Genomic DNA, 14,480 nt, shown 5'->3' with positions numbered 1-14,480 from the left:
TAGATAATGTTCGATAATAAAGTTTTGATGATTACTGGTGGTACTGGCTCGTTCGGTAACGCTGTTCTGAATCGTTTTCTGAAAACAGACGTTAAAGAAATTCGAATCTTCAGCCGTGATGAAAAAAAGCAAGAAGACATGCGGATTGCCCTGAATGATCCGAAGCTGAAATTCTACATCGGCGACGTTCGAGACTACGACAGCATCCATTCTGCGATGAAAGGCGTCGACTACGTGTTTCATGCGGCGGCACTGAAACAGGTTCCGTCCTGCGAGTTCTACCCGATGGAAGCTGTGCGCACCAACGTCCTGGGTGCAGATAACGTCATGAAAGCGGCGATCGCCAATCGCGTTGATCGCGTCATTGTGCTCAGCACCGACAAAGCGGTATATCCGATCAATGCAATGGGTATCTCCAAGGCAATGATGGAGAAACTCATGGTGGCCAAGGCGCGTATGCAGTCTGAAGGCGAAACCGTTTTCTGCGCGACCCGTTACGGCAACGTAATGGCCTCTCGTGGTTCGGTGATTCCGTTGTTCATCGAACAACTGCGTGAAGGCAAATCGATCACTATCACTGACCCGACAATGACTCGCTTCCTGATGTCGCTGGAAGACTCTGTCGATCTGGTGCTGCACGCTTTCGAGCACGGTGAGCAAGGCGACATTTTTGTTCAGAAAGCTCCTGCGTCCACTATCGAAGTGTTGGCCCAGGCCCTGAAAGAGCTGTTCGCCAAAGACAACGAAATTCGCATCATTGGTACTCGCCATGGCGAGAAGCTCTATGAGTCGCTGGTGTCTCGTGAGGAGTTGGCAAAAGCCGAAGACATGGGGCAGTACTACCGTGTACCTGCCGATAACCGTGACCTGAACTACGCAAAATTCTTCGTCGAAGGCGAAATGGAAATTACCGAATTCGAGGATTACACCTCTCACAACACCACTCGACTCGACATCGAAGGCGTTAAAGAGCTGCTCCTGAAACTGTCGTACATCCAGGAGCAACTCAATGCTTAAGGTAATGACCATTGTCGGGACCCGTCCTGAACTGATCAAAATGTCGCGGGTTATCGCCGAGTTCGATACGCATACCCAGCACATCCTGGTTCACACCGGTCAGAACTTTGACTATGAGTTGAACCAGGTTTTCTTCGATGACCTGGATATTCGCAAACCGGATTACTTCCTCGGTGCGGTAGGCAGCAACGCGGCGCAAACCATCGCGCGCGTGATCGAGAAAGCCGATGAAGTCATGGAAGCCGAGAAGCCGGATGCCCTGATGCTGTATGGCGATACCAACTCCTGCCTGGCAGTAATCGCGGCCAAACGCCGAAAAATTCCGGTGTTCCACATGGAGGCAGGTAACCGCTGCTTCGACCAGCGTGTGCCGGAAGAGCTGAACCGCAAGGTCCTGGATCACCTCAGCGACATTAATCTGGTGTTGACCGAGCACGCTCGTCGCTACTTGCTGGATGAAGGGATTCCACCCGATCGTATTATCAAGTCGGGCTCTCACATGCAGGAAGTACTGGAGCATTTCGAACCCAAGATTGTGGGGTCCACAATCCTCGACAAACTTGAGCTGAAATCGAAGAACTTCTTCGTTGTCAGCGCGCATCGTGAAGAAAACGTCGATACGCCGGCCAACCTGCAAGACCTGTTGAATACATTGCAGGCACTGGTTGAAACCTATGACATGCCAGTCATTGTTTCCACCCACCCACGTACTCGTCAGCGTCTGGAAGCATTGGGGCTCGACGGTCTGGATTCGAGAATCCAGTTCCTCAAGCCATTCGGTTTCTTTGATTACATCAAGCTGCAGATGGAAGCGTTCTGCATTCTGTCCGACAGCGGCACCATCACAGAAGAAGCTTCGCTGCTGGGCTTGACCGCCGTGACGATTCGTAATGCACACGAGCGTCCGGAAGGTATGGACCAAGGCACGCTGATCATGAGCGGCCTGAAATCGGAGCGGGTTCTGGATGCTGTGCGTATCGTCACCAGCCAGGATCAGGCCGGTGCTATTCGTCGTGTGGTACCAGACTATGAAGGTGGGCTGGTGTCGCAGAAAGTGCTGCGGATTGTTTTGAGTTACGTAGATTTTATTAATCGGACCGTTTGGTCGAAGTAAATCCGAATTTAGCGCAAGCAAAAAAATTAGTGAGAGAGATAATGAGCACGAATAGTCAGACGTTGGACGCAATTTACAATGAGGGTGAACGTCTGGTTCCGGGAGAAACTCACGGCCGAGATGAGGTGGTTCGTCACAAGAGCAGTTATCAACTGTTTCGTGACATTATCGAATCCGACATCTTGCGTGATCCGTCGATGCTTGTTTCCGGTTTCACTATCCTGGACATCGGGTGTGGCACCGGGCATGGCACATTCATGCTCAGTGACATTCTAGGCGCGAAGATCACGGGCATCGATCCGAGCATCGAATCGGTTCAGTACGCTAAAGATAACTACGGCGCGAAAAACATTCAGTATGTGAACGGCGATGCTGAGTCGTACGTGCGTGAATCGCGGTCATTCGACTACGTTGTCTCGCGCCATGCGTTGGAGCACGTAGTGGACGGCCTGAATTTTGCGCTGAAAGTAGATTGCCGCAAACGTCTGATGGTCAACGTTCCATTTAACGAAGGTGACGGTAACGTCCATCACCTCGTTCATTGGATCAAAGAAGAGCAATTCGAGGCCTATCCAAATAAAGAGTTCTTCTACGAGGGACTGGATGGCGTTACCGAGCTGACGCGTACCGAAGAAAATCCGCCCAATTCGATTGTTTGCATTTCCAGTGCTCCTGAACTCAAGCCTGTTCGTGAGCTCTTCGAGTTTCCGATTGCTGCATGGAAACCTGAGTTTTTGCAGAATCTGGGTATTGAGGCGCTTGAGTCGGATATCGAAGAGCGCGAGTTGCAGATTCAGCAGGCCCAATTGCAGATTCAGCAGCGCGAGCAATATTTCATCGAGAAAGAAACTCAGCTCGACACTCACCATTCAAACCTGCGTGACCTTGAAAGTGACGTTCGTCGTCGTGAAGCCTGGGTCGCAGAGAAAGAAGCTCAACTTGCAAATCATGAAGCAAACCTCAAAGGCATTCAGGCGGACCTCGTTCGTCGCGAACAAATTATTGCCAATAGCGTGATTGCCCGTCTCGCGCTGAAAGCAGGTTCATTTCGGAAATGAAGGTACTTCAGGTCAATGGCTACGAGTCACCAGGTCGTCGATTTAATGGTCTATCCATTACGCCGTTACTGAAAAAATACGATGTCGAATCTCGACACCTTATTTGGGAGAAGGATACTCAGAACCCCGAAGTCCTGACTTTCGAGGGGAAGAATACAAGGAAAATCAACCGGATTATCAATCGGGTTGAGCGCTTGACCTCAATGCAGTCCGTGTTGTATCCGCACGCCAAGCAGATGATGAAAATGCCTGCCTTCGAGGAGGCAGATGTGTTGCATTTGCACATCATTCACTCGGGCTACATGAGTCTCGGCGACCTGCCGGAAATCACCCGGCGTAAACCGACAGTCTGGACGCTGCATGACCCGTGGGCCATGACCGGGCATTGCGTTTATCCATTCGAGTGCAAGCGCTGGATGACCGGTTGCGGCAAATGCCCTGACCTGGATATTCACTTCCCGCTACTGATGGATACGACGGCGTTTTTGTTCAAGTACAAAAAACGAGCGTACAACAAATCGAAGTTCGACGTAATCGTGGCTTCGAAGTGGATGCGCGATATGGTCGAGGCTTCTCCTCTTTTCGAGGATGTTGATATCCATCAGGTGCCGTTTGGCCTGGACCTGGATTTCTTCAATCCAAATGCCTCGCCGGATGCGCGTAAACGGTTCGGTATTCCAGATGATGCGTTGGTCATCTGCTTCCGGGCTGTGGATAACCAGTTCAAAGGCCTGCCGTACATCATTCAGGCGCTTGAGCGAATTAGTGCCAATCAGCCAATTTGCCTGTTGACGCTCAACAGCAAAGGGTTGATGGAGCAGTTCGCCGATCGATTCCAGCTGGTTGAACTTGGCTGGACCAACGATGAAGAATTGGCCCGCGATGCGTTTGTCGCGTCCGACATCTTCCTGATGCCGTCGATCGTAGAAGCGTTTGGCGTAATGGCCATCGAGGCGTTCGCGTGCGGCAAACCGGTGATCGTGTTCGAAGGGACTTCTTTACCAGAAGTAACTTTTGCTCCTGAGGTAGGGGTATCGGTACCGATGCACGATGGAGAAGGACTCTACCGCGCTCTGCAACACCTGATCGACAATCCGGCTGAGCGTGAAGAACGTGGTCGCAAGGGACGAGAGATTGCCGAGTTGCACTATGGTGACGACTTGTATGCCCAGCGGCTGGCGGAGATATACAAAACGGTTGCTGCTAAATGAAAGTACTGCTTTTGACTGATATTCCACCTTGCCGTAACTTTACGGCAGGATTGGTGCTGGATCGGTTGGTCGGTTTTCTGCCTAAGGATCAGGTCGCGATTTGTGCCGTGGTTAATTCTGCGCTAAATCCCGAGATTCCAGCGGAACTCGAATCGGTTCCGAAGCTGATTTTAAGGAAGCCACGAGAGGCCGCTGTTCGCGTGCTTCCTCGTAAGGCAGGGATCTTGTCGGCATTTCCGTTTGAGTTGGTACAGGCTGGTCGCGTGCAGCGTGAATTGCTGCCGCAAATTGTCGAGTTCGCCAAAGCACAAAAAGTTGATGCGGTGTGGGTTGTATTGCAAGGCCAGACCATGGTGCGTCTGGCTCGCCAATTGACCAAAGCCCTCAATGTGCCGCTGCTCACTCAGGTCTGGGATCCGTTCGGCTGGTGGCTGCAAGCGAACCTTATCGACGGTTTTACTCGCCGTCGTCTGCTTAAAGAGTTCGACGAGGTCATCAAGAACAGCGTTTCCTGTGCCACCGCGTCGTGGGCGATGTCCGAGAACTACACGAATAAGTACCGTGTAGTAAATGCACCGGTTATCGCTGGCCTACCTCGCGAACTGGCATTGCCGCCAGCGACCAAAGCGCATGATAGCGATGAATTCATCATTGCGATGGCCGGTCAATTTTATGCGCAGACAGAGTGGGAATGCCTGCAACATGCCCTGAATGCCTGCAACTGGAAAATTGCCGGCAAACGGATTCGTGTGCGTGTCATGGGTGGCGCTTTCAAAGTATTCACTCAGAGCCCTTCGAATTTTGAGTACCTGGGTTGGCAGAGCCAGGAAGAGACGATTCGACTGTTATCCGAGTCGGACCTTCTCTATTTGCCTTACTGGTTCTCCGGCGAATACCACGAAGAATCCAGTAACAGCTTCCCGTCGAAGGTTGTCACCTACTTTGCCGCGGGCCGGCCGGTGTTCTGTCATGCCCCGGCTTACGCGTCTCCGGCAAAGTACATCAAAGATAATGAGGCTGGCTTTATCTGCGAGTCGCTCGATACTTCGGCGATCATCAGCCAATTGGAAAAAGCAGTTCAGGACACCGAGGCTTACGGTCGTTTTGCCGCTAATGGCCATTCTTGCTTCATGAAGGATTTCACTTTGGAACGCATGAAAGAATCCTTTCTCGCGTTTTTGGGGAATCATACGAAAGCATCAATGGGGATTTCTAATTGAGTCAGAATATCCTCACTGCTCATGTAAGACATTTCGATTTAATCAAGCAACTGATAAAGCGCGACGTCGACATGCGGTTCAAGGGCGCGCTGTTAGGCGTCCTGTGGCCGCTGATCACTCCGTTGATGACGTTGGCAATGTACGCCGTGGTGTTTGGCTACTTCTTGCCTTCTCGTTGGCCAGGTGTCGAAGGCATCACAGGCTTTGCGTTGATGTTGTTTCCCGGTCTCATCGTATTCACGTTCTTTGCCGAGTGTGTAAACCGCGCGCCCAACCTGATTACCTCGAATCCGAATTTCGTCAAGAAAGTGGTGTTCCCGGTCGAGCTTCTGGTTTGGGTACCCATCGGCTCAGCCGTCTTTCAGCTGTGCCTGAGTATCGTCGCGTGGGCGGTTATAGCCCTGTTCGTCAATGGCAGCCTGCAATGGACCATCGTCTTTCTGCCTGTAGTCATCGCGCCTATGGTTCTGTGTCTGTTAGGCATCACATGGTTCCTGAGTGCGCTGGGGGTTTTCCTGCGGGATATCGCGCAGTTGACCATCGTGATCACTCAAGCGTTGATGTTTTTCTCTCCAGTGCTCTATCCGCTCGACAAACTTCCGCAATGGGCCAGTCAGTTGATCATGCTCAATCCGCTGTCGTTTATCGTTGAACAGGCGCGGTTGGTGATGATCAATGGCGTGATTCCCAACTTCCAGGGCTTGCTGGTCTACACCTGCGTGAGCCTGGTCGTCTGCTGGCTCGGCCTTCGTTTCTTCAGATCTGTCAGACACGGCTTTGCGGACGTTTTATGAGTATGGACATGACTACAGAAGTAAAGCCGCAGCCGGTCATTGAAGTTGTTGGTCTTGAAAAGGCCTACCACATCTATGACGCTCCCCATGATCGCCTTAAGCAGATCTTTCTCGGCTGGAAGCGTAATTACTATCGCGATTTCCTCGCACTGAAGGACGTCAACTTCGAAGTTCTGAAGGGGCAATCAGTGGGCGTGATCGGCCGCAACGGTGCTGGCAAAAGTACCCTGTTGCAATTGCTGACCGGAACCCTGACGCCGACTAAAGGCTCGGTGAAAATCAACGGGAAAGTGGCTGCGGTCCTGGAGCTGGGTTCGGGGTTCAATCCCGAGTTCAGTGGCCGCGAAAACATCTACTTGTACGCCAGCTTGTTCGAGTTGAAGAAGTCCTGCATTGAAGAGCGGTTTCAGAAGATTGTTGATTTCTCGGAGCTGGGCGACTTTATCGACCAGCCTGTAAAAGCCTATTCCAGTGGCATGCAGGCTCGCTTGGCGTTCTCCGTTATTGCTCATGTCGACGCTGATATTCTGATTATCGATGAAGCCTTGTCGGTGGGCGATGCGTTCTTTGCGCAGAAGTGCATGCGTTTCCTGCGACAGTTTCAGGAGCGGGGCACGATTCTTTTCGTAAGCCACGATCTCGCTGCTGTCACTGCGTTTTGCGATCATGCGATCTGGCTGGAAGGCGGTGTTGTTCGCGATGCCGGCAGCGCGAAAGATGTCTGTGAAAAGTATTTTGCTCAGCTCTACATGCAACATACCGGTGCCGAGGGCGCTGCTGCGGTAGCCGTTGAGGCAGACAACGAAGAAGAAGTCGAGGACATCGTCGAAGAGGAATCGGTCGACGAAGTTATCGAGCAACGTATCGTTATGCACGATGATGAGTCCATTTCCAAAGGGGCTCAAGAGATCGAGAGCTTCGGCTTCAACCCACAGTCTTCGACATTCGGTACCGGTGGCGCAGAAATACAGAAAGTCAGCTTCGCCAATGCCAAAGGTCGTCAGCTGACGGTGTGTGAAGGCGGTGCGGAAGTTGTCGTAAAGGTTTCAGCCAAGGCTATCCACGACGTGGATTTGCCTATTATCGGGTTCATCATCAAGGACCGTCTGGGGCAGCCTTTAATCGGTGGAAACACCTACCACTCCTACAAGGAGTCGCCAGTCCGGGTTGTTGCAGGCAAACGCATCGACGCTGAATTTCATTTCAAATTGCCGATTCTGGCTGTGGGTGACTATTCGATCGTGGCCGCTATAGCTAACGGTACCTTGCATGAACACGTGCAACTGCACTGGATGCACGACGCCGTGTTATTCAAAGTAGTTGCTTCGAGCATCGACGGCGTTATCGTCGGAGCACCGTTGGACAAAATTATTCTTACCTCGAAGGCTTGACCCGACCATGACACAACAACAAGATCCGGGGCGGTTAGCCTGGGCGGATGTTTGCCGATTGATTGCGATGTTTGGGGTGGTGCTCATCCATATTTCGGCACCGATCTTCTATGAATATAGAAATATAGAACTGAATAGCTTTTTGGTCGCTAATGCCCTCGACTCGATCTCGAGAGTTTCAGTGCCGCTGTTTGCAATGCTTTCGGGGGCACTGCTTTTGGGCCGAGACCTGTCCAAAGGGCTGGGCGGGATTGTGTCCAGGGTTCTAAAGGTTGCTATCCCACTCGCGTTCTGGAGTGTGTTGCACGTTTTCTGGCTGAACTACTGGACCGGTAAACCGCTGAATGTTCCGAATGCACTTTTTCAGGCCCTGCAGGGGCCGGTGATGTATCACCTGTGGTTCGTCTACATGACCATTGGTGTTTACATACTGTTGCCAATACTGCAACCGATCTCTGTGGCTTTGTTGGCCAGTAAGCGGTTGGCGGCCTATTTTTTTGGCGTTTGGTTCGTGATTAATGCGGTGACGGTGTATTTCCCAGTCAATGTCCTTAGTCATTTGACACTTACAGGCTTTTTGAACTGGCCGGGTTACTTCCTGTTAGGTTTCTATATCATTCGTTCAGATGTTTTGAGTAAGGTGCCCGCCTGGTGCAGTGCAGTGGTTTTTTGCCTGGCAAGCCTGGTGACGTTTCTCATCAGTTGGCGGCTTAACTCGCTGTCACCGATTCCGGACGAGACGGCCTTCCTGTATTTCAGTCCTAACGTGTTGATTGCTGCGTGTGCCGCGTTCCATCTGATCAGAAAAATCCGCGTAACCGCCCGTTTGATTCGCCCTGTGGCGTTTTTGTCCAGCATCGTCTTCCCCGTGTATTTTATGCATCTGTTGGTCATCGACCTGATCAAGGCCGGGATGTTCGGATTTACCTTGAACCTTGCGTCAATGTCGACTGTCACATCGATTCTAAGCTTGTCTTTGGCCACGTTTGCGGTGTGTCTGGTGCTGGCAGCTCTGACCCGGTTGATACCGTATTCCGCAAAATTGGTGGGGTAGCTATTAATTTTAATAGAAGCCACCTGAGGACAGGTTCAATTTAGGGGGCAAAATGACCATAAATGAATCGATTCACTCACCGCTTGAAAATTTTTCAAGAGCGGCTTCATCCGTTGAGGATCCAATTGACCTGACTATTGTTATCCCCTGCCTGAATGAGGCGGAAAACATTGTGGGCATTCTGGACAGCGTCAAAGCCGCGGTCACCGGCCAGGCATTCACCACTGAAATCATCGTGGTTGATGATAAAAGTGATGATGAGACTTACAGTCTCGCCTCCGCCTGGGGGCAAGCCAACAGCGATCAACTTCCTGTTCGAGTTATCAGTCGTTCCTTGCATCGCCGTGGCTACGGTGCTGTTGTTCGGTACGGTGCGTCGCATGGTATTGGCCGCTACTGCATTTTCGTCTCGGCGGATGCGGTTGATCCTATTCACCTGATTCCCGCGCTTTACCGCGAGATGGAAGGGGGCGCCGTACTAGCGCAATGCTCCCGTTATATCCAGGAGGGTGATGACGGTACTATTCCCTTCAAATACAAATTTTTTCAATTCTTCTTCCGAATCGGAGTGCGGATCGCGGTGGGTCATTACATTCCTGACTCGACTTATGCGTTCAAGATGTTTCGAAGAAGAGAGACGTTAGGGTTAGGACTCAGCCAAAACAGATTTAGTATCAGCCCGGAAATTACTTTCAAATCTATTCTTATGGGCGGGGAGGTCAAATATATCGCAGGCGCACAAGGTGTGCGCGAGCGTGGGGTATCAAAATTTATTTTTCGCAAGGAAGGATTTGGTTTCGGATATTGCCTGGTTCGAGCCTTTTTGCATAAAACCAAACTTGTTTACTGGTTCTGATGGTGTGTGCGGATAATGTATTGGACATCTGGTGCTAATTTAATCGCCTCGTTATTAAAACGATTGCCAATAAGTCGGTGTGTCCTTGAAGCTTGTGCGATAGCGCTTGTCCTGATATTAACCGCTTTTCCTGATGTGGTATTTAATCATGCCAGTCTGCGGTTAACGGATCAGGTAAATGCGGCAGTTAATGGAATTCCTCTGCGTCCGTTTTACCCTATCCCCAATTCGATAGGGTGGTGGGCAGGGTACAATGATAATGGCGGTGCCATTTATCAATCGGAACCCATGATCGAATTCATGGCGCACGCTATTAAAACTGGTGAGTCTCCTTATTGGAATCCATATTCGGCGGCAGGTGCTTTAGGACCGGAAGCGCTGGTTGACCAGAAGTTTTCAGCGATGACTCTGGTCAATGCGATCTTGGGTGGAGGTTCCCTGGTCTTCAATGTTGTCATTCTGATGGCGCTGTATTTCGGCGTATTCTTCATTTACCGTATCGTGCGGGAAGTTCTCGAACTTTCTCCCGCAGCGGCAACAGCGGCCAGTGTATTTTATCTTTTGAATGGCTACATAACAGCCAATCTTGGTTCAAATGTAACCCAAAGTTATTTTTATGTGCCCGTATGCATCTATACTGCCTTAATGTTTATTGATCGTGCTACAGTGTTTCGGTGGAGTATGGCTGTCCTTGCGTTTGCACTATTTTTTTCCTGCACTTTTATGCCGACGACTATCACGTCGCTGATCGCGATCGGGATTATTGTCGGCGGGTTTTTGATTGGTCATGTTCAAAGTGGTCGATATTCGATAAGGCTTGGTCTGACATTAATCGTGATGCTAGGAATGAGTTTGTTTGCAGTCGTTCTATTGTTAGCCCCTCTTTACTTTCCGTTAATCGAAAATTTGAGAAGTATTGGTACTCTTGAGGATTATTCTAAAAGAAATTTTTCGAGTCTCAGATTTCCGAACGCAGTAGCTTCTTTCTTTTCTTCTTCGCATTTTTTCGAGTCCTATAACGCGGCAGAGCCTAACGCCGTTTCATTCGAGGGCACAGGCTTATCTTTCACGGGTAACACTGTATTTCATAGCGGTGTTATAGCGATTGGCCTTGCTGGGTGTGCGGTTGCAAAACGTTTTACACAGTTGAAATGGTTGGTCGTGCTATGCCAAGCAAGCTGTGCATTCGTAGTAGTCCGTTTGTTCGACCCTATATGGATTCAGGTGGTTTTCTCGAAATTACCAATTATTGGGAATATTGGCAGTCAGTATTGGTGGCCAGTCATTATGTTTCCAATGGTTGTCCTTGTTGGTGTTGGCGTTAATAACCTACAGTCTAAAAATTTTAAAATGTGGCCAAGCGTTGTATTGATGTTTGTCGGAATATGTGCGCTCGTTAAAATTTATTATATGTTCGGCCTTCAGTCGCCTCGACTGGATTACAAAATAGGCGCGCTGATGTCTATTGTGTTGCTACTGGTATTGGTTGGTGTGCTTTTGGTAGTCCACAAGTGGTGGGTCAATAGACAGGTTGCATATTCGTTGCTATTGATTGTTATAGTCGTAATGTTTGTTGAGCTTATGGCCTCGGGAAAAATGATTCGATTTCAAAGAAATGATCTCTTCAATAATATGCCACCGGCACTCCAGTACGTAAAAAATCATATAGGAGTTTATCGTACGTTAAATTTTGGGCAGAGTGGCTTATATCCTGAACTCGGCTCGGCCTTTAATATTCAGGAGGTGACTACTCTTAATCAAGGTGGGCTGCCCGCGTATAGGGATTTCTTTTATTCATCCATAAACTTGGAAAGTAGTCAAAGGCTGGGAGCTCATCCCGGTGCACCCCTAGGTTCATTTCCGTCGTTGATTTCGATTCGAGACTTGCCCGGGAGAAATTCTTTTGACTGGAAGTCAATTGATTTTATAGGCGTTAAGTATTTTTTGTTGCCTTCGAGTTATACGGCTTATCAGGAAAAACTCAAAGGTCTTGGGTTTAATGAAGTGTATAGAGATTTAGCCACTGTCGTTATCGAAAATAGAAATGTGGCTCCTCGCGTTTTTTCAGTCAGCACAATGGCTGGGGGGGGCAAAGAAGAAGCGGTATTGTCGGAAGATTACCGGAAGCACCTTGCTCCTGCTTCTATAGATACTTATAGAAATGCCGAGGTGGTTATTTCGGGTGAGGTTGAACATGAATCTTTGGTGGTGCTGACGGATAACTGGCATGCTAATTGGGCTGCTGTATTGAATGGGAAGAAAGTGCCTATCATAAAAGTGAATAAAGCTTTTAGAGGGGTGGTAGTACCTGCTGGGAAATATATTATACGGATGGAGTATCAGCCACGGACTTTGCCGTGGGCAATTGCTGCTTCGTTGTCTATGTTCTTGCTGCTAATGATTTTGGTCGGGCGACGCAAGCATCTTGATCCACTCGTTCATCGGCGATTGGGTCTGGCGCACTGAGCGATCCTGAATAGGGGAGGTGAGCTTGATTGAGCGACCGACGATTCCCCTAGGTGTGTCAGGCGACGGCTTGATGTTAAGACATCACTTTGTAGATGAAAAACCTAGCTGGTTTATCTATACTCGGCCGTAAAGTCCGGCAGGTGATTAGGATCTGAGTTGTTATCGTAGTAGTTTTAAATCTTCTGCTTGCGTTTTTTAATAATGTCAAGAATGAGTGCTGGATTTTATGGGTTGTATAAAAAAAGGCCACATTTTCCTAATTGTCAAAATAGCGCTGGCTGCTGTGTTGATTTCCTTTCTTCTGAGTAGCGGTCAGCTGGATTTTGAGTCGATATCGGTTGTTTTCAAAAACCTGAATTTTTTTATCCCTGCGTTAATCTGTCTTTTTTTTGGAATTTTGATCAGTGGGTTGCGTTGGTGGTTGTTACTGCGAGCCGCAGCCAACAACATCCCACTGGGAGTTGTTATAAACCTTCAGTTGATTGGTAGTTTCTTTTCTACTTGGTTACCCGGGGCTGCTGGGGGGGATGCAGTTAAGGGAGTGCAAATTTTTCGGCTATTGGAAAGCGGCAGATCCACTGCGTTACTATCCATCGTAGCTGATCGTGTTTTCGCGATGATAGGCTTGGTTTCAATCGCCGCAATGCTAACTTTTTTCCTCAAGGCTGACCTTGCACTTGGTACCGATGTACTTAAATATATAAGTTTACTGAAGTTGCTTGTTTATATTTCCGTTGCTGGCGTAGTGCTTGCGATGCTCGGCATTTTTTTTGCTTTACGTTTTTCGGTAATCGATTATTTTCCTGCCAAGGTTCGTCATTACTTGCATCCTTTTGGCGTTACCATTCTTATATATTTTCGGGCATGGCCGACCTTGATTGTTTGTTGGGGGTTGTCAGTGTTGGCGACAGGTGTCGTCATCGTCGGCATGGTAATGATTGCGTCTATATTTTCATTCTCTGCAAACCCGCAGGTTACCGCGATGGCAGGTGTATTTGGCAATCTGTTCTCTGTTATTCCCATTACGCCTGGCGGGCTGGGAGTGGGTGAGTCAGTGTTCTCTAGAGTGTGCGTTGAACTCTCAGCTCGTGTTGCTCCTTTTGCAACGATTTATCTTGGTTTTCGAGTGGGTATGTTGATCGTCAACATTCCCGGTATGATCATTTCGATAGTTTTTAGTGGCGCGAAATTTTATAAAAAGTCGAGTTTGCACTAATGAATTCTGCATGCGCTATTTTTGATGTCGGGCAGGAGCAGGGTGGTCATAGGTATGAGTTTTCCCCGCGAGGCAAATCCTGTGTCTGGTAGTTTTAAGCCGTTGGTTACGATTGTTATACCCGTGTATAACGGTGCTAACTTTCTGGCTGATGCAATACACAGTGCTCTTGCCCAAACCTACGAAGCTACTGAAATTATCGTAGTTAATGACGGTAGCAATGACGGTGGTGCAACAGAACGCGTAGCTCAGTCGTTTGGTGGCGCAATTCGTTATGTGTCGAAAGAGAATGGCGGTGTTGCATCTGCATTGAATCTAGCAATACAGGAAATGTCAGGTGAGTATTTTTCCTGGCTCAGCCACGATGATCTCTACGTCAAAGAGAAGATCGCCACCCAGATCGCATTCCTGTCGGCGTATGGGATTCCACGAACCATCGTTTACTCCGACTACTCAATTTTTACCGATAACCGTGTAGCGAACGCTACACCGGTAACTATGCCTGGCGTGCACCCTGAGCACTTTCGCTACTGGCTCACCTCCGAGAGCGCATTACACGGTTGCAGTTTATTGATCCCACGATCAGCGTTCGATACCGCAGGATTTTTCAACGAGCGTTTACGAACGACACAGGACTACGAGCTTTGGTTTCGAATGGCGATTGACCATCGCTTTGTTCACATTCCCAAGGTGCTGGTAGGGGCTCGAAGCCACGCCCATCAGGATACGCACAAGATCGCCGACCTGGCTTTCGAAGAAGCGGGAAACCTTTACTTGGGGTTTGTGAAGTCGATTGAGCCTTTTGAGGTACCCGGAAATACGCCTTCAGAGATCGGCGCCAGCTATCTGCGACTGGCATCGAGGCTTTGGCAGCGAGGGTTTTATGGCGCAGCGAAATATTGCGCAGGCATGGCGCGAAAGTACGGAGCTTCTTTCGTCCGGGTTCTTGGCGCACAATTGGTCGCTTCCAGCGTCAGGATCGCAAGGCGACTTGCCCGTACATTATTTTCACCTCAAGCCAGACAGGCTATACGCCGATTTGTCGCTCGTATGCTGACTTTCCATCGAGGCCGTTAGTTT

Annotated in this window: 12 protein-coding genes; all 12 read left to right on the top strand. The window is 49.4% G+C overall.

All coding sequences use genetic code 11. From position 1 onward, the window contains the following. Positions 1–6 precede the first annotated feature (6 nt). The 12 genes from NL116_RS21955 (at position 7) to NL116_RS21900 (ending at position 14,477) form a co-directional block, all read left to right on the top strand. Positions 7–1,017 (top strand): polysaccharide biosynthesis protein, encoded by a 1,011-nt coding sequence (locus NL116_RS21955; RefSeq protein ID WP_123432689.1) that lies wholly within the window; start codon positions 7–9, stop codon positions 1,015–1,017. Then, on the top strand, positions 1,010–2,131 hold the full coding sequence (wecB, locus tag NL116_RS21950) for a non-hydrolyzing UDP-N-acetylglucosamine 2-epimerase (protein ID WP_494374010.1): 1,122 nt from the start codon (positions 1,010–1,012) through the stop codon (positions 2,129–2,131). The genes NL116_RS21955 and wecB overlap by 8 nt, the downstream gene beginning before the upstream one ends. Before the next feature lie 41 nt (positions 2,132–2,172). Then, positions 2,173–3,189, top strand: coding sequence for a class I SAM-dependent methyltransferase (locus tag NL116_RS21945; RefSeq protein WP_494374009.1), 1,017 nt, complete (start codon positions 2,173–2,175; stop codon positions 3,187–3,189). Next, on the top strand, positions 3,186–4,400 hold the full coding sequence (locus tag NL116_RS21940; RefSeq protein WP_123432686.1) for a glycosyltransferase family 4 protein: 1,215 nt from the start codon (positions 3,186–3,188) through the stop codon (positions 4,398–4,400). The genes NL116_RS21945 and NL116_RS21940 overlap by 4 nt, the downstream gene beginning before the upstream one ends. Beyond that, on the top strand, positions 4,397–5,620 hold the full coding sequence (locus tag NL116_RS21935; RefSeq protein WP_494374008.1) for a glycosyltransferase: 1,224 nt from the start codon (positions 4,397–4,399) through the stop codon (positions 5,618–5,620). The genes NL116_RS21940 and NL116_RS21935 overlap by 4 nt, the downstream gene beginning before the upstream one ends. Continuing rightward, the gene (locus tag NL116_RS21930) at positions 5,617–6,414 is read left to right on the top strand and encodes an ABC transporter permease (RefSeq protein WP_494374007.1); all 798 of its coding nucleotides are present in this window, start codon (positions 5,617–5,619) and stop codon (positions 6,412–6,414) included. The genes NL116_RS21935 and NL116_RS21930 overlap by 4 nt, the downstream gene beginning before the upstream one ends. 8 nt (positions 6,415–6,422) lie before the next feature. After that, positions 6,423–7,805, top strand: a complete 1,383-nt coding sequence (locus NL116_RS21925) for an ABC transporter ATP-binding protein (RefSeq protein WP_494374006.1) — start codon at positions 6,423–6,425, stop codon at positions 7,803–7,805. 7 nt (positions 7,806–7,812) lie between these two features. Further along, entirely contained in the window at positions 7,813–8,859 is a 1,047-nt protein-coding gene (locus NL116_RS21920; protein ID WP_494374005.1) for an acyltransferase, read from the top strand. 52 nt (positions 8,860–8,911) lie between these two features. After that, entirely contained in the window at positions 8,912–9,715 is an 804-nt protein-coding gene (locus NL116_RS21915) for a glycosyltransferase family 2 protein (protein ID WP_494374004.1), read from the top strand. 15 nt (positions 9,716–9,730) lie between these two features. Beyond that, complete coding sequence (locus tag NL116_RS21910; RefSeq protein WP_494374003.1) at positions 9,731–12,181, top strand: hypothetical protein; 2,451 nt, start codon at positions 9,731–9,733, stop codon at positions 12,179–12,181. A 217-nt stretch (positions 12,182–12,398) separates the two neighbouring features. Next, entirely contained in the window at positions 12,399–13,400 is a 1,002-nt protein-coding gene (locus NL116_RS21905) for a lysylphosphatidylglycerol synthase transmembrane domain-containing protein (protein WP_494374002.1), read from the top strand. 54 nt (positions 13,401–13,454) lie between these two features. Next, complete coding sequence (locus NL116_RS21900) at positions 13,455–14,477, top strand: glycosyltransferase (protein WP_494374001.1); 1,023 nt, start codon at positions 13,455–13,457, stop codon at positions 14,475–14,477. Positions 14,478–14,480: the final 3 nt, after the last annotated feature.

It is taken from the genome of Pseudomonas sp. FBCC-B1667, assembly GCF_059133255.1.
Note: the sequence above shows the minus strand (reverse complement) of the source record. Positions and strands in the feature narration are given on the sequence as shown.